At 45.6% G+C, this 22,860-nt stretch carries 22 protein-coding genes and 1 riboswitch; of the genes, 20 read left to right on the plus strand and 2 right to left on the minus strand.

What is annotated here, in order from left to right; all coding sequences use genetic code 11:
- Window positions 1-70 precede the first annotated feature (70 nt).
- The 7 genes from resA to ACH32G_RS13215 all read left to right on the plus strand — a co-directional run bounded on the left by resA (window position 71) and on the right by ACH32G_RS13215 (window position 7,824).
- Complete coding sequence (resA, locus tag ACH32G_RS13185) at window positions 71-610, plus strand: thiol-disulfide oxidoreductase ResA (protein ID WP_448814431.1); 540 nt, start codon at window positions 71-73, stop codon at window positions 608-610.
- Window positions 607-2,235: a cytochrome c biogenesis protein ResB gene (gene resB / locus ACH32G_RS13190; RefSeq protein WP_448814432.1), complete on the plus strand. Its 1,629-nt coding sequence runs from the start codon at window positions 607-609 to the stop codon at window positions 2,233-2,235. The genes resA and resB overlap by 4 nt, the downstream gene beginning before the upstream one ends.
- 18 nt (window positions 2,236-2,253) lie before the next feature.
- Window positions 2,254-3,429, plus strand: coding sequence for a c-type cytochrome biogenesis protein CcsB (gene ccsB, locus ACH32G_RS13195; protein WP_049628712.1), 1,176 nt, complete (start codon window positions 2,254-2,256; stop codon window positions 3,427-3,429).
- Between the two features lie 80 nt (window positions 3,430-3,509).
- Entirely contained in the window at window positions 3,510-4,232 is a 723-nt protein-coding gene (gene resD, locus ACH32G_RS13200; protein ID WP_003153397.1) for a DNA-binding response regulator ResD, read from the plus strand.
- Window positions 4,229-6,010, plus strand: a complete 1,782-nt coding sequence (locus ACH32G_RS13205) for an ATP-binding protein (protein WP_016939132.1) — start codon at window positions 4,229-4,231, stop codon at window positions 6,008-6,010. The genes resD and ACH32G_RS13205 overlap by 4 nt, the downstream gene beginning before the upstream one ends.
- Before the next feature lie 190 nt (window positions 6,011-6,200).
- Window positions 6,201-6,785 (plus strand): RNA polymerase sigma factor SigX, encoded by a 585-nt coding sequence (gene sigX / locus ACH32G_RS13210; RefSeq protein WP_016939131.1) that lies wholly within the window; start codon window positions 6,201-6,203, stop codon window positions 6,783-6,785.
- Window positions 6,760-7,824, plus strand: a complete 1,065-nt coding sequence (locus ACH32G_RS13215; protein WP_448814482.1) for a sugar dehydratase — start codon at window positions 6,760-6,762, stop codon at window positions 7,822-7,824. The genes sigX and ACH32G_RS13215 overlap by 26 nt, the downstream gene beginning before the upstream one ends.
- A 45-nt stretch (window positions 7,825-7,869) precedes the next feature.
- On the opposite strand, the gene serA is transcribed toward ACH32G_RS13215, so the two are convergent.
- Window positions 7,870-9,447 (minus strand): phosphoglycerate dehydrogenase, encoded by a 1,578-nt coding sequence (gene serA, locus ACH32G_RS13220; protein ID WP_016939129.1) that lies wholly within the window; start codon window positions 9,445-9,447, stop codon window positions 7,870-7,872.
- Window positions 9,448-9,652: 205 nt separating this feature from the next.
- Window positions 9,653-9,787: riboswitch (FMN riboswitch) on the plus strand.
- Between the two features lie 147 nt (window positions 9,788-9,934).
- Here serA and ACH32G_RS13225 point away from each other — a divergent pair.
- Window positions 9,935-10,507 (plus strand): ECF transporter S component, encoded by a 573-nt coding sequence (locus ACH32G_RS13225; RefSeq protein ID WP_015240114.1) that lies wholly within the window; start codon window positions 9,935-9,937, stop codon window positions 10,505-10,507.
- A 132-nt stretch (window positions 10,508-10,639) separates the two neighbouring features.
- Here the strand turns inward: ACH32G_RS13225 and ACH32G_RS13230 are convergent, their stop codons facing one another.
- Window positions 10,640-10,888 (minus strand): ferredoxin, encoded by a 249-nt coding sequence (locus ACH32G_RS13230; protein WP_003153403.1) that lies wholly within the window; start codon window positions 10,886-10,888, stop codon window positions 10,640-10,642.
- 269 nt (window positions 10,889-11,157) lie between these two features.
- Between ACH32G_RS13230 and ACH32G_RS13235 the strand changes: the two genes are divergently transcribed.
- The 12 genes from ACH32G_RS13235 (at window position 11,158) to ypeB (ending at window position 22,846) form a co-directional block, all read left to right on the plus strand.
- Window positions 11,158-12,216 carry a helix-turn-helix domain-containing protein gene (locus ACH32G_RS13235; RefSeq protein WP_327815354.1) on the plus strand — a complete coding sequence of 353 codons (1,059 nt, stop codon included), beginning with the start codon at window positions 11,158-11,160 and terminating at the stop codon, window positions 12,214-12,216.
- On the plus strand, window positions 12,209-13,699 hold the full coding sequence (locus tag ACH32G_RS13240; protein WP_095241738.1) for a RecQ family ATP-dependent DNA helicase: 1,491 nt from the start codon (window positions 12,209-12,211) through the stop codon (window positions 13,697-13,699). Before ACH32G_RS13235 ends, ACH32G_RS13240 begins: the two co-directional genes overlap by 8 nt.
- A gap of 14 nt (window positions 13,700-13,713) precedes the next feature.
- A complete protein-coding gene (locus ACH32G_RS13245; protein WP_047475711.1) occupies window positions 13,714-14,301 on the plus strand; it encodes a CPBP family intramembrane glutamic endopeptidase in 588 nt (195 codons plus the stop codon).
- Window positions 14,279-15,067 carry a LysM peptidoglycan-binding domain-containing protein gene (locus tag ACH32G_RS13250; RefSeq protein WP_095241737.1) on the plus strand — a complete coding sequence of 263 codons (789 nt, stop codon included), beginning with the start codon at window positions 14,279-14,281 and terminating at the stop codon, window positions 15,065-15,067. Before ACH32G_RS13245 ends, ACH32G_RS13250 begins: the two co-directional genes overlap by 23 nt.
- Before the next feature lie 63 nt (window positions 15,068-15,130).
- A complete protein-coding gene (locus ACH32G_RS13255) occupies window positions 15,131-15,589 on the plus strand; it encodes a YpbF family protein (protein WP_327815358.1) in 459 nt (152 codons plus the stop codon).
- An 86-nt stretch (window positions 15,590-15,675) separates the two neighbouring features.
- Window positions 15,676-16,464 carry a metallophosphoesterase gene (locus ACH32G_RS13260; protein WP_448814433.1) on the plus strand — a complete coding sequence of 263 codons (789 nt, stop codon included), beginning with the start codon at window positions 15,676-15,678 and terminating at the stop codon, window positions 16,462-16,464.
- Between the two features lie 151 nt (window positions 16,465-16,615).
- A complete protein-coding gene (locus ACH32G_RS13265; RefSeq protein ID WP_016939122.1) occupies window positions 16,616-17,200 on the plus strand; it encodes a genetic competence negative regulator in 585 nt (194 codons plus the stop codon).
- A gap of 158 nt (window positions 17,201-17,358) precedes the next feature.
- Window positions 17,359-18,633, plus strand: coding sequence for an NAD-specific glutamate dehydrogenase (gene gudB / locus ACH32G_RS13270; protein ID WP_016939121.1), 1,275 nt, complete (start codon window positions 17,359-17,361; stop codon window positions 18,631-18,633).
- Window positions 18,634-18,739: 106 nt separating this feature from the next.
- Window positions 18,740-19,723 carry a YpdA family putative bacillithiol disulfide reductase gene (locus ACH32G_RS13275; RefSeq protein ID WP_016939120.1) on the plus strand — a complete coding sequence of 328 codons (984 nt, stop codon included), beginning with the start codon at window positions 18,740-18,742 and terminating at the stop codon, window positions 19,721-19,723.
- 95 nt (window positions 19,724-19,818) lie between these two features.
- On the plus strand, window positions 19,819-20,475 hold the full coding sequence (prsW, locus tag ACH32G_RS13280; protein WP_045925478.1) for a glutamic-type intramembrane protease PrsW: 657 nt from the start codon (window positions 19,819-19,821) through the stop codon (window positions 20,473-20,475).
- Window positions 20,476-20,605: 130 nt separating this feature from the next.
- Window positions 20,606-21,472, plus strand: coding sequence for a spore cortex-lytic enzyme (sleB, locus tag ACH32G_RS13285; protein WP_016939118.1), 867 nt, complete (start codon window positions 20,606-20,608; stop codon window positions 21,470-21,472).
- A 24-nt stretch (window positions 21,473-21,496) separates the two neighbouring features.
- On the plus strand, window positions 21,497-22,846 hold the full coding sequence (gene ypeB, locus ACH32G_RS13290) for a germination protein YpeB (protein WP_016939117.1): 1,350 nt from the start codon (window positions 21,497-21,499) through the stop codon (window positions 22,844-22,846).
- The last annotated feature ends 14 nt before the right edge of the window (window positions 22,847-22,860 follow it).

Here is a 22,860-nt window from a genome sequence, read left to right on the forward strand (position 1 = left end):
TCAAAAATTACAAAACGCGAAGATGATATAATTGAATGGATTTGCAGGCAGGGGAGGGGAGCAGTGTACAATGAACAAAAAACGGCGGCGTTTATTCATTCGGACCGGCATCCTTCTCATCTTACTCTGCGCGCTCGGATATACCGTCTATCATGCTGTTTACTCAAACGGCGAGCGTATATCTGAGGGGGCCAAAGCCCCGAATTTCGCGCTGAAAGATACAGAGGGCAGACTCATAGAACTGAGTCAGTTAAAAGGAAAAGGTGTTTTTCTGAATTTCTGGGGAACGTGGTGCGAGCCGTGCAAGCAGGAATTTCCCTATATGGAGAATCAATACAAGCATTTTAAAGACCTCGGTGTCGAGGTGATTGCGGTAAATGTCGGCGAATCAAAAATTGCAGTACATAATTTTATGAAAACATACGGCGTCAATTTCCCTGTTGCGCTTGATACTGACCGGCAAGTGCTGGACGCGTACGGCGTTTCGCCTATCCCGACGACATTTTTGATCAATCCCGACGGAAAAGTCGTGAAAGTGGTGACCGGCACGATGACAGAACGCATGGTTCATGACTATATGAATTTAATTAAGCCGGAGGCGTCTTCATGAAAAAGGTCAAATGTGAATGCGGCCACGTGAATCCAGCCGGGACGGTATTGTGCGAGTCATGCGGAAAGCCGCTTGATGATCAAAAGTCGCCGCTTGCCGATATGCGGTACGACGGCAGCGCAAGACGTTCGCAAACATATAACAAAACAATTGTAGATAAGGTATGGAATTTCTTTTCTTCCGTTAAAGTCGGAATATGGCTGATCGTCATTACTCTGGCGGCGTCGGCATTCGGCACGGTTTTTCCGCAGGAAGCTTATCTGCCGCCGGGCGCTCAGCCGGATACATATTATGAACAGCAGTACGGCACAATCGGCCAATTGTATTATCTGCTGGGGTTTCATCACCTGTACGGCTCATGGTGGTATATGCTTTTGATCGCATCAATCGGCGTATCACTTGTCATTTGCAGCCTGGATCGGGTGATTCCGTTGTACAGGGCGCTGAAAAACCAAGGCGTTCAGCGGAATCCGGTCTTTTTAAGGCGGCAGCGTCTATACAGCCGGACAGAAACTGAGCTGAGCAGGGATACGGCTGATGGCATCAGAACACGATTGAAAAAAAAGCATTATAGAGTGCGGGAACAAGAGGGAAGTATTCTCGCAGAAAAGGGCCGTTTTTCAAGGTGGGGCCCCTACGTTAATCATATCGGCCTGATCATTTTTCTGATCGGAGCCATGCTGAGATTTGTACCCGGTATGTACGTCGATGAAACACTCTGGGTCCGTGAAGGCGAAACCGCCCAGATCCCCGGCACTGACGGCCAATATTACTTAAAAAACAACCGGTTCACCATGGAGACGTATAATAAAAACACTGAGAAAAAAGTATTCGCCGATGCCATTGACAGAGCCGGAAACGGCAAAGTCGCAAAATCCTTCAAAACGGATGCGGTTTTGTACAAGAGAGAGGGCGACATCGTATTCGGTGAAAAGCCAAAGCTTAAAAGAGTCAAAGAAAACGATATCCGCGTCAATGAACCGCTGCGGTTTGACTCCTATTCTGTGTATCAGGTGGACTATAAAGAAAACCAGCTCGATCAGATGATATTCCAGCTGATCGACCAAAAAACAAAACGGTCATTCGGCAAACTGAAGATCAATCTTCTTGATCCCGACACGGACTATGATCTTGGTAACGGTTACAAAGTGCAGATCGCCAGTTATCTTCCCGATTTTTATTTTAATAAGGACGGAGAACCGAGCACGAAAACAAAGGTCCCAAACAATCCGGCTTTCGTCTTTAAAGTCACGGCTCCTGACAAGCCGAAAGGGGAGAAAAGCTTTGTTGCGATTCAGCAGACTGTTGAAGGTTCCGCAAATAACAAGTACAAATTAAAGTTCGACCATGTGGAAACGAAAAACATTACAGGCCTCACCGTCAGAAAAGATTTAACCTTATGGGTGCTTGCCGTCGGGGGCGCGATCTTTATGATCGGTGTCATTCAAGGGATGTACTGGCAGCACAGAAGGATCTGGATCAAAACCGGTGACAGCGAAGTGCTTGTGGCAGGACATACGAACAAAAACTGGTTCGGTTTGAAAAAGGATATCGGATATGTTCTTAGCGGGACGGAGATTAAAGAACCGGCCGATCAAAAAGAACTGGTCAAAAATCAGGCCTAATGAAAAAGGAGTGGTGTCATGGCGGAGCTGAGCGCAAATTTTCTTTATGCTGCCTTTTTGATTTATTTAATCGCCGTCCCGGTTTTCGGCGGCGCCATCCGGGGAACAAAAGGCGCAAAGGACAGTAAGGGCCGCTGGTCGGCTATCGGAATCACGTTAACCATTGTCGGATTTCTTTGCCATCTCGCCTACTTCATTGCGAGATGGTCGGCAAGCGGACATGCGCCTGTCAGCAATATGTTTGAATTTACAACGTCATTCGGCATGATGCTTGTACTCGCTTTTATTATTATTTACTTTATTTACAGACTGCCGTCTTTAGGCATGTTCACATTGTCTGTCGCGCTTTTGCTGATCGCGTACGCAAGCATGTTTCCCGCCGATATTACGCCGCTTATTCCGTCATTGCAGAGCAATTGGCTGTACATTCACGTCACGACGGCGGCGCTCGGGCAGGCGATTCTTGCGATCAGCTTTGTAGCTGGCGTCATTTTCCTGTTAAAGCATGTCGACCAGTCCAGACCGGGCAAAAAAACGTTCTGGCTCGAGTTCATCATGTTTATTATCGTGACGACCGTGGCATTTATCGCCGTCACCTCGGCATTCCGGCTGGCAGACTACAAAGCCGAATTTAATTGGGTGGATAAAAAAGACGCCAAAAGCGTCATGATATATGATATGCCTGCGCTTGTCGGCCCGCATGAGGGAGAACTGCTTACAGAAGGCGCGATGAAGCCGTTTATTGAGCTTCCGGCTATTTTTTCAGGCAGAAAGGTCAATACGGTGATCTGGTCGTTTGGCGCGGGTCTCGTCTTATACGGCGCCCTCAGACTGATATTCAGAAAGAGAATCAGCGCTCTTTTAAGCCCGCTCGTCAAAAATGTGAATCTGGACTTGGTAGATGAAGTCGGCTACCGCGCCGTTTCTATCGGCTTTCCGGTATTTACGCTCGGCGCGCTTGTGTTTGCGATGATCTGGGCGCAGCTTGCATGGACGCGTTTTTGGGGCTGGGACCCGAAAGAAGTATGGGCGCTGATCACCTTTTTATTTTACGCAGCGTACTTGCACTTGCGGCTGTCGAGAGGCTGGCATGGCGAAAAGTCCGCGTGGCTTGCCGTCATCGGTTTCGCCATTATTATGTTTAACTTAATTTTTGTGAATCTCGTGCTTGCCGGACTTCATTCGTACGCATAGAGCCGAAAGCCGATACAGTTCTCAAGCAGCCGTACAGTTTGTTAAAATGATAGTAACAGAAGGAAAGCAGGGGGAAAACGATGGATCAAACAAATGAAACTAAAATATTAGTAGTAGATGATGAAGCCAGAATTCGACGCCTTTTAAGAATGTACCTTGAACGGGAAAACTATGTGATTGAAGAAGCGGAAAACGGTGATGAGGCCATTAAAATGGGGTTGGCATCAGATTATGATCTGGTGCTTTTGGATTTAATGATGCCGGGAACGGACGGAATAGAAGTATGCCGGCAGCTCAGAGAAAAAAAAGCGACGCCGATTATCATGCTGACGGCAAAAGGGGAAGAAGCCAACCGCGTCCAAGGGTTTGAAGCTGGCACGGACGATTATATCGTGAAGCCTTTCAGCCCGAGAGAAGTGGTGCTCCGGGTAAAGGCGCTCTTAAGAAGAGCTTCCCAAACATCCTATCTGACAGCCAATACGCCGACAAAAAATGTGCTCGTCTTTTCACATCTTTCCATCGATCACGATGCTCACAGAGTGACCGCGGACGGCACAGAGGTGAGCCTGACGCCGAAGGAATATGAATTGCTGTACTTCCTGGCAAAAACACCGGACAAAGTGTATGACAGAGAAAAACTTTTAAAAGAAGTGTGGCAGTATGAATTCTTCGGTGACCTGAGAACGGTTGACACTCATGTCAAACGGCTCCGTGAAAAATTAAACAAAGTATCCCCGGGAGCGGCGAAAAAAATTGTCACCGTCTGGGGAGTCGGATACAAATTTGAGGTAGGCGCTGAATGAAGTTTTGGAAAAGCGTAGTAGGAAAGCTTTGGTTTACCATTCTTTCACTCGTATTAATTGTTTTATTTATTTTAACGGTGCTGCTTCTGGAGTTCATAGAGAATTACCATGTAGAAGAAGCGGAAAAAGATTTAACGCAGCTTGCCGATAAAATTGCGGTCATTATAGAAAATCATGAAGACCAGCCGCTTGCCAGATCCATCACGTGGGAGCTGGCGGACAATTTAACGAGCATCGCGATCATTCAGGATGATAAGCATGTCTGGTATTCGCCCAATGACGATAATCATTTATCCTCTATTACATTGGAACAGATCAAACACGACCGGGATCTGCACAAGGCGCTGACAGACCGCAAAAAAGTAAGCAAACGCGCGGTGCCCAACAATGCCGGTTCGGATAACGAACGGCTGATCGTCGGAGTGCCTTATGAAAAAGACGGCAAAAAAGGCATGGTCTTTTTATCTCAGTCGCTGCTTGCCGTCAAAGATACGACGAAACATACGACACGCTATATTTTTCTTGCGGCGGGCATCGCCATCGTATTAACAACGTTTTTCGCCTTCTTCTTGTCCAGCAGGGTGACGTACCCGCTTCGGAAAATGCGGGAAGGCGCCCAGGATTTGGCGAAAGGAAAGTTTGATACAAAGATTCCGATTCTTACTCAAGATGAAATCGGGGAGCTTGCCATCGCCTTTAATCAGATGGGCCGGCAGCTCAATTTTCATATCAACGCGCTGAATCAGGAAAAAGAACAGCTGTCCAATATTTTAAGCAGTATGGCAGACGGAGTTATCACCATTAATATCGACGGCACCATTTTGGTGACTAACCCGCCGGCTGAACGCTTTCTGCAGGCCTGGTATTATGAGCAGAATATGAATATTAAAGAAGGCGATAACCTTCCGCCTGAGGCGAAAGAGCTTTTCCAAAATGCCGTGAGCACAGAAAAAGAGCAAATGATTGAGATGACGCTTCAAGGAAGGTCATGGGTTTTATTAATGTCGCCTCTTTATGCGGAATCACACGTCCGCGGCGCCGTAGCCGTGCTCCGTGATATGACCGAAGAGCGCAGGCTTGATAAGCTGCGTGAAGATTTCATTGCCAATGTCAGTCATGAACTCAGAACCCCGATTTCTATGCTGCAGGGATACAGCGAAGCAATAGTGGACGACATTGCAAGCACCGAAGAGGAGAAAAAAGAAATCGCGCAGATCATTTATGATGAATCCCTTCGCATGGGCCGGCTCGTCAATGATTTGCTGGATTTGGCCAGAATGGAATCCGGACATACGGGCCTGCATTATGAGACGGTGAATCTGCATGAATTTCTGGAGAAGATCTCCCGGAAATTCTCCGGTGTAGCGAAAGAAAAAGAGGTTTCGCTTACAGAAGACATTGCCGTGTCTCAGCCGGAGTGTGTTTTTGACGAAGACAAAATGGAGCAGGTGTTTACCAACCTTATAGATAATGCGCTGCGTCACACAGAGTCAGGCGGAAACGTTCATATCGCGGTTCAGACCGTGAAAGACGGTTTGAAAATCGATATTAAAGATTCCGGCTCGGGAATACCTGAAGAGGACCTGCCTTTTATTTTTGAACGTTTTTATAAAGCGGACAAGGCGAGAACAAGGGGCAGGGCAGGAACCGGACTAGGACTTGCCATCGTAAAAAATATTGTGGAAGCCCACGGCGGCTCAATTGCGGTGCACAGCAGCATTGACAAAGGAACGACATTTACATTTTATATTCCGACAAAAGTGCAGGATGGCGTCTGAAATTGACGAACAATCTTGTTCCATACGAAACACCCGCAGAACATGCGGGTGTTTTTGTTTATTTCTTCTTTAAAAAATTTAAGAATATGTTAATATAAATTCCCTTCCAAATTCCAGTTTCTCGTAATATAGTTGTAATGTAACTTTTCAACGCATTTTTACGACAAAAAAGTGAACGGAGGGGCTTCCCATGGAAGAAACCTTTCAGATATTATATGATTCATACCATCAAGATTTATACCAATTTTTATTTTATATGGTGAAAGATAAGACACAGGCTGAGGATCTGGCGCAGGAAGTGTATATCCGCGTCTTAAATTCTTATCATACTTTTGAAGGAAGAAGCAGTGAAAAAACATGGCTGTTGTCCATCGCGCGCCATGTGGCGATTGACTGGTTCCGCAAGCAGCAGACGATCAGACAGCGTATTATGGGTACGTTTGATTGGGATACACAAGATGTCAGAGATCAGCATTTGCTTCCGGACGAACTCGCCGTACAGCATGAAAATGTCCGGGAAATTTATACCGCGCTTGATCATTGCACTATAGATCAAAGAGCTGTTATTATCCTGAGATTTATTCAGGGATATTCCATTCAGGAAACAGCCGCCGCTCTTGGCTTCTCGGAAAGCAAAGTCAAAACGACCCAACACAGAGGGCTCAAAATACTTCGGAAACAGATGGAGCTTTTGAGGGAGGAGCTAATGGATGATGAAGTCATATTGGAACGAAGAAAGGGTAGAGGAGTTGTTAAGACAACTTCCGGCGGTTAGAGATCATCGTTCACCAGAGGCCATTTACCGGAATGTTGAAACGGGTAGACAGTACAGAAAAAAACCGGCCCGAAGCTGGGTTGGCCCCGCCGCCGCCGGCATCTGCGCATTGTGCATCGCTCTTATTATATCTCCTCACCTGATGACAAAAAACGAATCTGCCGGTGATCTTACAGCTGACAGCGGTCAAGCTGAAAAAGCCAGTCAGTCAGCTGCTGTTAAGCCGGATCAGAAGACGTTTGTCGTTTCTAACGAAAACAAAAACAATTACATTACTTTGGCGTTTGCCGATTCAGATACATCCGCCGTCATTCCGGTCAGTTTTGAAAAAAAGAAGCCTGACGAATCGGTTTCAGAGGCATTCTCTGATGCAGAAAACTTAGAAGTGCCCGAATCTTTCCTCTCTGTTCCTCAGCTTTTGGACGGTGTGCAAGTAACCGCGGTTAAGAAAGATTTGCTTGTGCAGGTAAACGGGCGGTTTTCAATCGAATCAGCTGCCGAAGCTGATTTATTGAAAAAGATGCTGAAAGAGACTTTGACCTGGAGTCCTTACGACCGAATAAAATTGACAAAGATTCAAAACGGAGACGGTCAGGATTTTTTAAAAGCTTCCGGCCTTTCGGCTGAGATGTCCGTATATAAGCAGGCCAACCGGGCGTATTTTTCTTACCGCGACAGTCTGGGACAAGAGTATCTCATCCCGTCTGCACAAACCTATCATTCAGTTTATCAGGCCATTGACGGGATGAAAAGAACAGACGGAGACTCACAGACCGCGAGCGTTATAGAAGCAGATGCGATTGCATCGGTATCGGAAAGGGAATACGGCGAGCAGCTGCGGATCCAATTGTCCGAAAAACATAAAATTGAAGATTCGTTGGAAGGCATTTTAATGATTGAAGGGCTTCTGTTAACTGCGAAGGAATTCGGTTATTCTGAGGTGCTGTTCACACATGCACACGCAAAGAAAATCGGTAATTATGATGTGACAAAACCGATCGCTGTGCCTGCCGCGCCTAATCCGCTTCCAAACCATTAAATGTAAAAAACCCAAAACATATGAATGTTTTGGGTTTTTTGTTTGTTACGGAAGGTCAATCAATTTAACTGAGACAATATCCTGAATTGAGGTCAGCTCATCGACGACTTTATCATCTAAATGTTTATCAAAAGAAAGCATCATAATGGCTTCTCCGCCTTTTTCTTTACGGCCTACCTGCATGGTAGCAATATTGATATCGTTATCGCCGAGGATGCGTCCGACGCGTCCGATTACACCAGTCGTATCCTGATGCTGGATATAAACGAGGTGGCCGGCAGGATTTAAGTCAATATTAAAGCCGTTCAGTTCAACGATTCGTTCACCGAAGTGAGGGATATACGTAGCTGTTAACGTAAAGGTGCTCCGGTCTCCGGTCACTTTTACGCTGATGCAGTTATCATATCCTGTTTCATTGGAGGAAATCTTTTCGCTGAAGCTGATTCCGCGTTCTTTTGCTACACCGCCGGCGTTCACTTCATTGACAGTTGAGTCTACACGCGGTTTTAAAAAACCGGACAGCAGGCTTTTTGTAATAAATGATGTTTCAAGTTTCGCGATGGTGCCTTCATATTGAATGGCAACATCCTTGACGGGTTCCTTCATACATTGTGACACGAGACTTCCGATTTTATCGGCAATTTGGTGATAAGGCTGAATTTTTTTGAATTCATCCTTCGTCATCGCAGGCAGATTGATCGCCGACATGACAGGCAGACCTTTAGCAAACTGCAGCACTTCTTCAGAAACCTGCGCCGCGACATTCAGCTGTGCTTCTTTCGTTGATGCGCCTAAGTGAGGTGTGGCGATCACTAACGGATGATCTGGGAGTTTTGACTCAACAGGAGGCTCCACTTCAAACACATCAAGCGCAGCGCCTGCGACATGCCCGCTTTCCAGCGCTTCCAAAAGCGCAGCTTCATCAATAATTCCGCCTCTTGCACAGTTGACCAGGCGGACGCCTTTTTTTGTTTTGGCAATGGTTTCTCTGTTAAGCAGACCTTTTGTTTCCTTTGTTAAAGGCGTGTGAACGGTAATGATATCCGCGCTTTCAAGCACTTCTTCGAATGTCCGGCTGTTCACGCCGATTTTGCCGGCTCTCTCCTCGGTTAAGAACGGATCGAATACATGGACAGTCATACCGAATGCTCTGGCGCGCTGGGCGATTTCGCTTCCGATCCGGCCCAGACCGATAATACCTAAAGTCTTTCCGTAAAGTTCCGCTCCGACAAAAGCCGTCCGGTTCCATTCCCTTGATTTGACTGAAATATTAGCTTGCGGAATGTGTCTCATTAATGAAGAAATCATCGCGAATGTATGCTCTGCCGTTGAAATGGTGTTTCCGTTCGGCGCATTTATCACGATAACTCCATGTTTTGTGGCCTCATCAATGTCGATGTTGTCTACGCCGACACCGGCTCTGCCGACGATTTTTAAAGAAGTCATCTTTTTAAACAATTCTTCGGTTACTTTTGTGGCACTGCGGACTAACAGGGCATCAAAGGTATGTAATTCATCTTCTGCATCCGCGACGTTTTTTTGAACAATTTCTATAAAGTCTGATTCCATCAGCGGCTTTAAGCCGTCATTGCTCATCTTATCTGAGACCAAAACTCGAAACATTGTTAGATTTCCTCCTAGTTTAGCTGACTAAATATCTGATAATTTATCATATTCTTAATTGAGTGTCAATGTGTATTGACGCAGTAAAGGAGAAAAGGAAGCCGATAATTCAGTTAAAATGGGCTTTATCAATATTTTATATAAAATTGAGCAGTTCTCTATACAATTACAATTTGATCATATATAATGTGAATAAATTCATAAGATCAATCTTCGGGGCAGGGTGAAATTCCCTACCGGCGGTGATGAGCGTCATGCTCTAAGCCCGCGAGCTGCTTCGGCGGCAGGATCCGGTGAGATTCCGGAGCCGACAGTATAGTCTGGATGGGAGAAGATGGAGGTTCAGCAGACGTTTTGATGCTTATATCAAACGTTTCTTTGCCAAGCCTTAGTAAGCTCCCGCTTTTTAATAAAAGCGGTTTTTTTATTGAGGTGCAAAAGAACCTTTCCTCTTTTCGAGAGATTTGATCGAAAAGGAGAGAGCATTGTGAAAGTAAAAAAATTAGTTGTCATCAGTATGCTTAGCAGCATTGCGTTTGTGCTTATGCTGTTAAATTTCCCGTTTCCGGGTCTGCCGGATTACTTGAAAATTGATTTCAGTGACGTTCCTGCAATTATTGCCATTTTGGTTTACGGGCCTGCGGCGGGGATTGCGGTTGAAGCGATTAAAAATATTCTGCAGTATATCATTCAAGGAAGCATGGCCGGCGTGCCTGTCGGGCAGGCAGCCAATTTTATCGCGGGGACGCTGTTTATTCTGCCGACGGCGTTTATGTTTAAAAAGCTCAAATCTGCTAAAGGACTTGCAGTGAGCCTGCTGGCCGGAACCGCAGCAATGACCGTGCTGATGAGTATTTTGAACTATATTCTCATCCTGCCAGCGTATACTTGGTTTTTACATTCGCCGGCATTGTCAAACAGCCAACTAAAAACGGCGGTTGTGGCAGGAATTCTGCCGTTTAACATTGTAAAAGGCGTTATCATCACCATCGTCTTTACGTTCATCTTTACGAAGCTTAAACCTTGGATTGAACAAAAACGCAGCATCCAGACACAATAACCGCTCCAAAGCGTCCGCTCTGTAAAACACAGACCGGGCGCTTTTTTGATCACGCAAAAAAATAAGACTCCGGCCGATAACAGCCGGAGTCTTATTCAAGAACTAAAAGCTCCTCTCACGGGGAGGGCTTTTTTATTCGTATTTCAGCGGGTCGCCTTCGAACGGCTCATCCGCAACTTTGATTGAATCAGTAGGGCATCCTTCAAATGCGTCAATCATATCTTCTTCCAGCACTTCCGGAACTTCGACGACACCTTTATTTTCGTCAAGTGTAACGAATGCAATGCCTTCATCATCATAATCATAAATGTCTGGTGCCGCAGCTCCGCAGGCGCCGCATGCAATACACGTATCTTTATCTACGATTGTGTACTTTGCCATGAAAAAAAACCTCCCAGATTGTTCGTGTTGGAACAAATGGTTTACCTTATATATTTTTTAATATAACACCTATTCCTCTTACTTATTGTAATGATGTTAGTGTCAAATTTCAACAGAAAAATGATTGAGAATGCTTATCACATAAGGGATTCTCTTTAGCACTTCCCCCCAAAAGATGACTTTAAACGTCAAATTTATATGAAAATCTGTTAAAATAAAAAGAACCAAAAAACGAAACTTGTCACAGAAGAAATGTAGGTGTGTTTAGATTGGCGATAAACTACTTTGATACCGTGGTTCTCGACTGTCTGGACAAAATAGACGGCGAACGGACTCCGAGTGCTGTGTTTCATTTATTAAAAGGAAAAAAGTCGTCTCAAACCATTCAGGATGCCGGCTTGTTTCAGATTGCTAAATATTTCGGCATGGCTTCTCAGTGTGAACGCGGCGACATTGCGGATTCTATGCATAAACTCGCCGGGGACTCATACATTACAGCCGGAAAAGAAGAGGGAACGTGTAAAGTGACTGCACGCGGCGTTCAAAAGCTCGAACGGGCATTTGCCGAGCGGCCTTGGCCGAAGCACTGTCACGGCGCGAATTATCAAACGCCGGCCGTTACCTTGTGGAAGCGGCTTTCCCTGCTCATTCAAGTCCTGTCAAACAAAGAGCGCCAATGCACTCAATATATCCCGGTTACAAACGATGTGCAGACGCTGAGATGGGTCAAACGGTTCATGCGCAAAAACAGAGACGCCAAAGGGCTCTCCGTTCAAATGCATGACGCGCTGTTTCAGCTTCTGCAAGGCGTAAGTGAGCGGCAGGCCCTTATTTTTGTCTATTCTTTAACATCTTTCGACAGAATCGGCAAAACGAATAAGCAGCTCGCTTCTCAGCTGAACGAAGATGAATGGTATGTGTCCGTCCAGTTTTGGGGAGCGGTACATTATGTTATTCAATCCCTTCCGCAATGTGCACATCCGGCTTTAGGCGAGCTGTTGTCCGATTTGCGGGCGGAAAGCGCGCTGACACAGTCTGCCAGAAAAACCTTGGAGCTTTTGGAAAAAGGGTTTCCGATTGAAAGAATCGCAGCGGTCAGAAATTTAAAAACCGCCACCATCGAAGATCATATTGTAGAAATATCACTGCATCAGCCTGCATTTTTTATTGAACAGTACATTTCTGAAGAGGACCAGCGTATGATAACGGCATTTGCAAAACAGCATCAAACGAATAAAATTAAACGGATTCGCGAAGGAATGCAGATGCGCTTCAGCTATTTTCAGATCAGGCTGGCGCTGGCAAAGACGGTGAAACAGCATGACTGAGCTCCATAAAGCTTTGTACCGGCACTTTGGTTTGCGTTCGTTTAAAAAAGGGCAGGAAGAGATTATGACTAGTGTGCTCCAGAAAAAGGATACGATCGCCATGCTTCCGACCGGCGGGGGAAAATCATTATGCTATCAGCTTCCGGGTTACATAATGGACGGGCTCGTGCTGATTATTTCGCCGCTCCTTTCATTAATGGAAGATCAGGTGCAGCAGCTGAAAGCGAAAGGAGAAAAACGGGTTGCGGCATTAAACAGCATGCTGAATGCTGCCGAGCGGCATTTTATTCTCAGCAACATCAGCAGGTACAAATTTCTTTATATGTCCCCTGAAGCTCTCTCGTCACCTTATGTGCTGAACCGTTTGAAAAACGTCCCGGTCAGTTTGTTTGTCATTGATGAGGCTCATTGCATATCAGAATGGGGGCATGATTTCAGGCCTGATTATTCAAAGCTCGGCCCCTTCAGGCAAGCACTCGGCAAGCCGCCTGTATTGGCGCTGACCGCAACAGCGACAAAAGAAACGCTCAGTGATGTGACGGACGTGCTAGGACTTGAGCATGCAGTGCGCCATCTATATTCTGTCAACCGGCCGAATATTCTTTTGACGGTTGAACATTTGGCTGATAATGCCGAAAAAATAAGCAGGATTATTGAGCTTGCCGAAAAGCTTGAAGGCCCGGGCATCGTGTATTGTCCGACCAGAAAGTGGGCGGAAGAGCTTGCGGCTGAGCTGAACGAAAAAACGGGAAAGCGGACGGATTATTATCATGGAGGGATGGACACAGGCGACAGAATTTTAATCCAGCAGCAATTTATCCATAACCAGCTTGATTGCATTTGCTGCACCAATGCGTTCGGCATGGGTGTGGACAAGTCTGATATCCGCTTTGTCATTCACTTTTATCCTCCACAAACGGCTGAGGCCTTTATGCAGGAAATCGGCAGAGCGGGACGCGACGGCAGCCCGAGTGTCAGTATTTTGCTGAGAGCGCCTGGCGATACAGAGCTTCAGCAGCAGATTATTCAGACAGAAAGCTTGTCTGATTATGATCTGGAAGGCATTCTGGCCATCATCCGGGACGCCGGTACGAGCGATGAGCGAAAGCTTCGGGACGTTCTTAAAAGTAAGGGCGTTCAGGAAACGCAGGCGCGAACGGCCATCCACCTGTATCTGCAGGGAAAAACCACAAAAGAGCAGCTGCAGGAAGAACTGACATACCGCGTGGAAAAGAAGCTGCATAAAATGAACCGCTTTTCGGCGTTATTGGAGCGGAAAGAATGTATAAGAAAAGCGCTGTTGGCATACTTTGATGAATCGTATGAGCCTGAAGATCAAACAGGACAATGCTGCAGCAGCTGCGGAGTTGATCTGGCCCCGTACGAGCAAAAAGGAGAACGAAAAAACATGGAGCGGTTTGAAGATTGGAAGATGGAATTAGGCCGGATTTTCGGTTTAGAGTCTGCGGGTGAGTTGAGCTGAGACGGCAAAGCGAATTGATCCATCAGCTCTCAGACCGGGAGATTGTCATACAGCTTTATGTTACCCAATTGCTCATATTGGCGGCTTCAGCGGTTATTGGCTTTTTCTTTTTCACCGATGTTCACGATTTTTTAAAGCTTTGGCATATACGTGACGATAAAATCATATGGTACGGTGTAACTCTTGCCGTCCTTGTCATTTTTGCCGATCTGGCGGTGATGAAATGGTGTCCTTCGCATTTATATGATGACGGCGGTATTAATACACTGCTTTTTAAGAACAGGCCGGTTTTGCACATTTTGTTTTTGACGCTTCTCATTTCGTTCAGCGAAGAGATTTTATTCAGAGGCGTCCTGCAGACACATATCGGTTTATGGGCCGCCAGCTTGATTTTCACCGTGCTTCATTTCAGATACTTGGCGAAGTGGCTTCTGTTTATTATGGTTGCGGGCATCAGTCTTTTGCTGGGACTTATTTATGAATGGACCGGCAATTTATTCGTTCCGGTTACAGCGCATTTTATTATTGATGCGGTATTTGCCTGTCAAATCCGTTTTCAATATGTGAGGAGGGGTTTGCATGACGGAAATGTCAAGAGTTGAAAGAAGAAAAGCTCAGCTGCGTGCCGAGCAGCAGGTTGCCGCGGCCGCGGATGAACAAATTGAATATCTTGAAGACAGCCTCCCGACAAGACAATCTGTAAAAGAGGAGCGTAAAAAAAAGGAAGAGCAGGTGAAGGAAAAAACCAAAACAAAAACACCGCTGTTCACCTTCCTGACCGTCCTGTTTATTATTGTGACAATCGGTGTCTTTTTCGGTCTTCTGTATATGACGAACAGCAGCAGATTTGACCCGAAGGATTATGAAGATGTCTTCATAGATCACAGTGAAAGCGCGCCTGCCGTTACTCCGAAAGCGGACGTTCAGAAAGAAACATCCGAAACCGCTCTTTTAAAAGAGCCGGAAAAAAAGTCTGAGGCCAAAGAAAAAAAAGAAACGGCCGCATCTGAAAAAACGAAAGAAAAAACGAAAGAAAAACCGATTGAAAAAACACCGAAAAAAACGGAAACGGCTTCAGAAAAACAGGTGGTGAAGCCGACAGAAACCGAATACGCGGAGGCTAAACAGCAGTCTCCGCCGGCTGTCCGTGAAAAAGCGGTTCCGGCTGCCGGCAGTGATCAAGCCGGAACCGTCCGGCAAAAAGTGCGAACCGTCCAGCATACTGTACAGCCGAAAGAAACGCTTTACCGCATTTCAATGAAATATTATAAAAGCCGGGCGGGCGAAGAAAAAATCCGCAGCTACAACGGGTTAAACGGAAACGACGTGTATACCGGCCAGGTTCTGAACATTCCGCTGTCCGAATAAATACATATTTTCACCGCGGCTTTCATATAGTGTACCAATGAAAACGGACAAGGTGTGAAGCGCATGGATTCTTTATGGAAGCAATTAGACCGATTTGCTGACGGACCGACGAAACAAATGCTTCAGGCACTGGTGAAAAGGAAATTAAAATACGAAAATTATGCCGCGCAATGCCGAAGATGGCAGTGGGCGTCCCTCGTTTGCTTTTCCCTGATGTGCGTACTGCTGATGTTTAAAAGCTTTAATGCCCCTCAAGCTTCTCCGCAGCTGATTCTGCAGGAAATATTAGGCCATACGGTTTATTTGTGCTGGATTATGGCTTCCGCTTTTGCGTATTGCACTTCTTATTATTTTAAAAAAAAGGAAGAAAAAGCTGAGGGTGAATTTCATAAACTGAGATGTGAAATTATCCAAAAAAGCACGGATTTATGGCCTCAGCCGGAAAAATGGCGGGCGAGAGAATCCGTTTTTCACTTGATGAAACATCGGTATGATATCAATCTTTATTTTGAAAGCAAATAAAAAGAGGCGTTTTCCGGAAAGGATAGAAACGTCTTTTTTTGTTTGTCCGTCTAATGTAAGACAATGACAGAATGGAGAGTGCATTTATGAAGCTTACAGCGGGAATTCTCGGCTCATTGGCGGGAGCGGCTGCAGTTATGGCGGCCGCCATGTACAAAACGGCAAACGGCAGCCATCTGAAAACACATACATTTACGCTTGATAAAATGAAAGGGATGAAGCCGCTCACCATCTTCTTTATATCTGACGTGCACCGCCGTTTAATTGATGAAAAGCTTCTCTGGGAAGCATCGGTTTATAAGCCGGATGCGGTTTTGCTCGGCGGTGATTTGGCGGAGGGCGGAGTTCCTTACGCCAGAATTGAAGAAAACATCAAGCGTCTGACGGCTCTTGCGCCTGTCATTTATGTGTGGGGAAATAATGATTACGAGGTCAGCCAGCAAAAATTGCTCTCTCTTTTAAGGGCATATAAAGTGATTCCGCTGAGAAATGAATCGGTTCAGTTTACTTATAAAGGGGAAACCGTTACGATCTGCGGCGTGGATGATATCCGGATGATGATGGATGATTACGAATCTGCGGTCAGACATACGGATGCAAACCAATTAAATCTCCTGCTTTGCCATAACCCGGAAATCCATGAGCAGATGAATGAGTCTGACGGAATTGATGCTGTGTTCAGCGGCCATACGCACGGCGGCCAAATCCGTTTCGGCCGGTTCGGGCCGTATGAGTTGGGCGGGACGGGAACGGTAAAGAAAGCGCATTACCTGATCAGCAACGGCTACGGCACGACAAAAGTTCCGCTGAGGCTCGGAGCGAAACCGGAGACGCATATTATTACACTGTGCGGACCTGATGAGCCGTTTTCCTGAAACAAACCCGGCCGTTCCGATAAAAAACGGCATTCTGCTTGTCTTCCCGCTGTACACGGTGTAAACTGATAACAAATTAAGAACCTATGACTCATTTATTCATATACTGTGTTATATGATTTGTGTGCAAGAAGAGGCAGGAGGGAACATTATGCGGCTTGAGCGTCTGAACTACAATAAGATTAAAATCTTTTTAACCCTCGACGATCTCACTGATCGGGGATTGACAAAAGAAGACCTCTGGAAGGACTCGTTTAAAGTCCACCAGTTATTTAAAGATATGATGAATGAAGCAAATACAGAGCTCGGCTTTGAAGCGAATGGTCCGATCGCGGTGGAAGTATATTCTCTTCAGGCACAAGGCATGGTTGTGATTGTAACGAAAAATCATGACGCGGACGCAGAAGATGACGAATATGACGATGATTATATCGAGATGCAGGTCAAACTTGACGAAAGCCCGGATATTATTTATCAGTTCCATTCGTTTGAAGATATCATTCAGCTTGCCGGGAGCCTTCATCGCATCGGGATTACCGGCGGAACCGTCTACCACTATGAGAACCAGTACTATGTAAGTCTTGAAGACCTCGGCTCCCGTTCTGCCGAAGGCGTTGTCGCGGTGCTGGCCGAATACGGGCATCCGGCGACGATCACGATTTACCGGCTCCATGAATACGGAAAACTCATCATGGACGGCAATGCTGTAGAGACCATCCAGAAACATTTTTCATAAAAAAGATATGAAGCGGCCGCTGTTTTCAGCGGCCGTTTTTTTTAGCGAAATAATGGAAAAATCATTGTCTTTCTTCTATGCACGGAGATATTGAAGGTGTATACTAGTCACTGAAAGGGAGCATGAGAGAAACAGAAGATTTTAGGAGGTTAACTCAAATGGCAGCCGATCGATTCACCGGTCATAATGAAGAAGACAAACATGATGTATTAAAATCAACCCAAACCGTAATACATAAAGCTCTGGAAAAATTGGGGTATCCAGAAGAAGTGTATGAACTGCTGAAAGAGCCGCTCAGATTATTAACGGTTAAAATTCCGGTTCGGATGGATGACGGGTCTGTGAAAATATTTACAGGCTATCGTGCACAGCACAATGATTCCGTAGGTCCGACAAAAGGCGGTATTCGTTTTCACCCGAATGTAACTGAAAAAGAGGTGAAAGCACTTTCCATCTGGATGAGTTTAAAATGCGGAATTATTGATCTTCCTTATGGCGGTGGTAAAGGCGGAATTGTTTGTGATCCGAGAAATATGTCATTCAGAGAGCTTGAAAGACTGAGCAGAGGATATGTCAGAGCAATCAGTCAGATTGTCGGACCGACTAAAGACGTCCCGGCACCTGACGTATTTACAAACTCGCAGATTATGGCTTGGATGATGGATGAATATTCAAGAATTGATGAATTTAACTCACCCGGCTTTATTACGGGAAAACCGCTTGTACTCGGCGGATCCCACGGCAGGGAATCAGCTACGGCAAAAGGCGTCACCATCTGCATTAAAGAAGCGGCCAAGAAAAAAGGCCTCGATATTCAGAACGCGCGCGTCGTCGTACAAGGTTTCGGAAACGCGGGCAGCTATCTGGCAAAATTCATGCATGACGCCGGCGCGAAAGTTGTCGGAATTTCTGACGCGTACGGAGGTCTTTACGATCCGGACGGTCTTGATATTGATTACCTGCTTGACCGCAGAGACAGCTTCGGAACAGTGACGAAGCTCTTCAATGATACCATTACGAATCAGGAGCTGCTTGAGCTTGACTGTGATATACTGGTCCCGGCAGCGATCGAAAACCAAATTACAGAAGAAAATGCTGACCGCATCAAAGCGAAAATCGTAGTAGAAGCGGCAAACGGACCGACGACACTGGAAGGAACGAAAATCCTGACAGACAAAGGAACGCTGCTGGTTCCCGATGTTCTGGCGAGTGCCGGCGGTGTGACGGTTTCTTATTTCGAATGGGTTCAAAATAACCAGGGCTTCTACTGGAGTGAAGAAGAAGTCGAAGAAAAACTGGAAAATATGATGGTAAAATCGTTTAATAATATTTATGAAATGTCCCAAAACCGCCGGATTGACATGAGGCTTGCGGCTTACATGGTCGGCGTGCGGAAAATGGCGGAGGCTTCGCGTTTCAGAGGCTGGATATAAACCAATCGTTTGCATAAACAAAAAAAATCTCCTATGATAATATAGGAGATTTTTTATATGAGTGGAAACTTATGATGGAAATGCCAAATCGCAGGAGTTGAAGGACATGACAGAAGAAAAAGCAATTATAATAGGCGGAGGTCCTTGCGGATTATCGGCGGCTATACATCTGAAGCAAATTGGCGTAAACGCCCTTGTGATCGAAAAAGGAAATGTCGTAAACAGCATTTATCACTATCCGACACATCAAACTTTTTTCAGTTCAAGTGAAAAACTGGAGATCGGCGATGTCGCCTTTATAACGGAAAATAGAAAACCGGTCCGAATACAGGCTCTCTCGTACTACAGAGAGGTTGTCAGAAGAAAAGAGCTTCGTGTAAACGCCTTTGAAACGGTGGAGCGCGTCACGAAACAAGAAGACGGCCGTTTTCTTGTTGAAACGTCAAAAGACCGCTATCTCACTCCGTTTTGTATTATCGCGACAGGATATTATGATCATCCGAATTATATGAACATACCGGGTGAAGAGCTTCCTAAGGTATTTCATTACTTTAAAGAAGGCCATCCTTATTTTGATAAAGATGTCGCGGTGATCGGCGGGAAAAACTCAAGTGTAGATGCGGCTTTGGAATTGGTGAAGTCCGGCGCGCGCGTTACGGTGCTTTACAGAGGAAATGAGTACTCCCCGAGCATCAAGCCGTGGATTCTGCCTGAGTTTGAGGCCCTCGTCAGAAACGGAACAATCCGGATGGAATTCGGCGCTTGTCTTGAAGAAGTGACGGAAGATGAGATCATTTTCCGCTCCGGCCGGAATGAGACGGTCAGGCTGAAAAACGATTTCGTATTTGCCATGACAGGATATCATCCCGATCACGGATTTCTTGAAAAAATCGGTGTGCAGATTGATGCAGAATCAGGCCGGCCGTTTTTCCGGGAAGAAACGATGGAAACAAATGTTGATGGTGTTTTTATTGCCGGGGTTATTGCAGCGGGAAATAACGCTAATGAAATTTTTATCGAGAACGGCCGTTTTCACGGCGGCTTGATCGCAAATGAAATTTCAAAACGGCTTGGTGCAGAGAGCATATGATCATTCATATGCTCTTTTTTTAGAAATTGGAAGATGTAAAAATATGAACAACATGGTACGATAGATATAGGAATATAAAGGAAAGAGGTTGCCTGATGTTTGCAATCATCTCTGCAGGAATTGCTCCCGGCATTGCGCTGTTAAGCTATTTTTATTTAAAAGATCAATATGACAATGAACCCGTACATATGGTGCTGAGGTCTTTTTTTCTCGGAGTTGTACTTGTGTTTCCGACCATGTTCATCCAGTATGTTCTTGAAAAAGAGCATGTAGGGGGAGGAAGCTTTTTCGTTTCGTTTTTGTCTTCGGGCTTCTTGGAAGAATCGGTGAAATGGTTTGTTCTGATGATCAGTGTGTACCCGCATGCTCATTTTGATGAGCATTATGACGGAATCGTTTACGGGGCCAGTGTGTCATTAGGCTTTGCGACGCTTGAAAATATCCTTTATTTATTCGGCCACGGTGTTGAGCATGCTTTCATCAGGGCGATTCTGCCAGTCTCCTGCCATGCGCTGATCGGGGTAATCATGGGGTTTTATCTCGGAAAAGCCCGCTTTTCGCAGAAAAAAGCCCGTGTGAAGTGGCTTGTGATTTCACTGGTCGTGCCTTCATGTCTGCACGGTTCTTACGATTTTATTCTTACCGCCCTCAATCATTGGGTATATTATATGCTGCCGTTTATGCTGTTTTTATGGTGGTTCGGGCTGAGGAAGGCAAAAAAAGCACGTTCCGTCAATATAATCCAAGTGTGAAGAAACCGCGCATCGCGTGCGGTTTCTTTTTTATGCCTTGACAGGGGATAAGAAGGAAACGTGCATAAAAATAACCTCGTGACAGACAATACGGATACACTTTAAATTTTGCTGGAGGAGGCTTGAAAAGATGAAGTGTAAAGGAGCGTTTATGGCTTGTCTTATTCTATTTTCATTCGCCGCCGCTATCTTCGATCATGAAACGGCCCATGCGTTTTCAAATCAAGTGATTCAAAGAGGCGCAACGGGTGATGATGTTATAGAATTGCAGGCCCGTCTGCAATATAACGGATTTTATAACGGGAAAATCGATGGTGTTTACGGCTGGACGACATACTGGGCCGTACGGAATTTTCAGGAGAAATTCGGCATGAAGCCGGTTGACGGCCTCGTCGGCGCGAAAACCAAGCAGGTGCTGATTTCAAAATCAAAATACTACCGCGAATATGTAATGGAGCAGATTCAAAAAGGGAATACATTCACCCATTATGGCAACGTTCCTTTAAAAAACCAAACGAAACCGTCAGCCGGCGCCCAGAAGTCTGCTGGAACGAATAAGCCCGCTCAAAAACCGCAAAACAATACAGGCGGTCAGTCAAATCAAAAGCAAAATACGACAGCGGCCAATATGCCGGGCGGTTTCTCAAACAACGACATCAATCTTCTGGCGCAGGCTGTGTACGGGGAAGCGCGCGGTGAGCCATTTGAAGGACAGGTTGCCATCGCCGCTGTTATTTTAAACCGTATTAAAAGCCCGTTATTTCCGAATACGGTGGCCGGCGTCATTTTCGAACCGCTCGCGTTTACCGCTGTTGCCGACGGCCAAATATATATGCAGCCGAATGAAAGAGCAAAAGAAGCAGTTCTTGATGCGATTAACGGCTGGGACCCTTCTGAAAACGCGCTTTATTATTTCAATCCTGATACGGCGACAAGCAAATGGATTTGGGGACGTCCGCAGATTAAACAGATCGGAAAACACATTTTCTGTGAGTAAAAGTACGAAAAATGAGGTGTTAACATGATTAGAGGAATCATTATCGCTGTTCTCGGTGTCGCGATCGCCGCAACCGGGTATTGGGGATATAAAGAGCATCAGGAAAAAGATGCGGTCCTTCTGCATGCGGAAAATAATTATCAGAGGGCATTTCATGAACTGACGTACCATGTAGATCAGCTTCACGACAAAATCGGGACGACGCTTGCAATGAACAGTAAAAAATCTTTGTCTCCGGCGCTCATTGATGTATGGAGAATAACATCTGAAGCTCATAACAATGTGAGCCAGCTGCCGCTGACTCTCATGCCTTTTAATAAGACGGAGGAGTTTTTATCCAATATAGGAGATTTCAGCTATAAAACATCGGTCCGGGATTTAGATCAAAAACCGCTTGATAAGAAAGAGTATACAACACTGAACAGCCTGTACAAACAGGCGGAGAACATTCAAAACCAGCTGCGCAGCGTCCAGCATCTCGTCATGAGCAAAAATCTGCGGTGGATGGATGTTGAGATGGCGCTCGCCTCTGACAAAAAACAAAGCGATAATACGATCGTCGACAGCTTTAAAACTGTCGAAAAAAATGTAGGCGCTTTTTCTGAAGACAGCACCAGCCCTACGTTTACAAGCGCAAACACAGAACGAAAAGGTTTTACGCACCTGAAAGGAAAACAAATTACAGAAAAAGAAGCAGTCAAAATCGCGCAACGGTTTGCGCCTGATCATAATTATTCCATTAAAGTGGTAAAAAGCGGCCGGAAGACGAATCGGGACGTATACAGCATCCGCATGAAAGACGCCGACAGCAAGTCTTTTATCTATATGGATATTACCCAAAAAGGCGGACATCCGGTCTATTTAATTCAAAAGCGGGCCGTGAAGAAACAAAAGATCAGCCTCAATGAAGCATCTAACCGGGCCGTCGCGTTTTTAAAGAAAAACGGTTATGAAACAAAAAATCTCGAAATTGATGAAAGCGCGCAATATAATAACATCGGCGTCTTTTCTTTTATTCCCGTTGAGAAAAACGTCCGTATTTATCCGGAAGCCATCCGGATGAAGGTGGCGCTGGATGACGGTGAAGTCGTCGGTTTCTCCGCGCGTGATTATTTGGCGGCGCACCGCACGAGAACAATTCCGGCTCCGGCTTTATCGGCTGATGAAGCGAAAGCGAAGCTGAATAAAAATGTTGAAGTCCGGGAGACGCGGCAGGCACTGATCACGAATGAACTTGGCCAGGAAGTGCTTTGCTATGAAATGCTCGGGACGATCGGGAAAGACACATATCAAATGTTCATCAATGCGGACGACGGAAAAGAAGAAAAAATAGAAAAATTAAAAAGTGCAGAACCTATATATAAAGACCTATAAAAATAAAGGAGGAA

This window comes from Bacillus sp. CIS52 (assembly GCF_053545315.1).

Excerpts from the sequence above, each read along its gene's own strand:
- resA (WP_448814431.1), top strand. The coding sequence starts at position 71 with ATGAACAAAAAACGGCGGCGTTTATTCATTCGGACCGGCATCCTTCTC.
- resB (WP_448814432.1), top strand. The coding sequence starts at position 607 with ATGAAAAAGGTCAAATGTGAATGCGGCCACGTGAATCCAGCCGGGACG.
- ccsB (WP_049628712.1), top strand. The coding sequence starts at position 2,254 with ATGGCGGAGCTGAGCGCAAATTTTCTTTATGCTGCCTTTTTGATTTAT.
- resD (WP_003153397.1), top strand. The coding sequence starts at position 3,510 with ATGGATCAAACAAATGAAACTAAAATATTAGTAGTAGATGATGAAGCC.
- ACH32G_RS13205 (WP_016939132.1), top strand. The coding sequence starts at position 4,229 with ATGAAGTTTTGGAAAAGCGTAGTAGGAAAGCTTTGGTTTACCATTCTT.
- sigX (WP_016939131.1), top strand. The coding sequence starts at position 6,201 with ATGGAAGAAACCTTTCAGATATTATATGATTCATACCATCAAGATTTA.
- serA (WP_016939129.1), bottom strand. The coding sequence starts at position 9,447 with ATGTTTCGAGTTTTGGTCTCAGATAAGATGAGCAATGACGGCTTAAAG.
- ACH32G_RS13230 (WP_003153403.1), bottom strand. The coding sequence starts at position 10,888 with ATGGCAAAGTACACAATCGTAGATAAAGATACGTGTATTGCATGCGGC.
- ACH32G_RS13240 (WP_095241738.1), top strand. The coding sequence starts at position 12,209 with ATGACTGAGCTCCATAAAGCTTTGTACCGGCACTTTGGTTTGCGTTCG.
- ACH32G_RS13250 (WP_095241737.1), top strand. The coding sequence starts at position 14,279 with ATGACGGAAATGTCAAGAGTTGAAAGAAGAAAAGCTCAGCTGCGTGCC.
- ACH32G_RS13255 (WP_327815358.1), top strand. The coding sequence starts at position 15,131 with ATGGATTCTTTATGGAAGCAATTAGACCGATTTGCTGACGGACCGACG.
- ACH32G_RS13260 (WP_448814433.1), top strand. The coding sequence starts at position 15,676 with ATGAAGCTTACAGCGGGAATTCTCGGCTCATTGGCGGGAGCGGCTGCA.
- ACH32G_RS13265 (WP_016939122.1), top strand. The coding sequence starts at position 16,616 with ATGCGGCTTGAGCGTCTGAACTACAATAAGATTAAAATCTTTTTAACC.
- gudB (WP_016939121.1), top strand. The coding sequence starts at position 17,359 with ATGGCAGCCGATCGATTCACCGGTCATAATGAAGAAGACAAACATGAT.
- ACH32G_RS13275 (WP_016939120.1), top strand. The coding sequence starts at position 18,740 with ATGACAGAAGAAAAAGCAATTATAATAGGCGGAGGTCCTTGCGGATTA.
- prsW (WP_045925478.1), top strand. The coding sequence starts at position 19,819 with ATGTTTGCAATCATCTCTGCAGGAATTGCTCCCGGCATTGCGCTGTTA.
- sleB (WP_016939118.1), top strand. The coding sequence starts at position 20,606 with ATGAAGTGTAAAGGAGCGTTTATGGCTTGTCTTATTCTATTTTCATTC.
- ypeB (WP_016939117.1), top strand. The coding sequence starts at position 21,497 with ATGATTAGAGGAATCATTATCGCTGTTCTCGGTGTCGCGATCGCCGCA.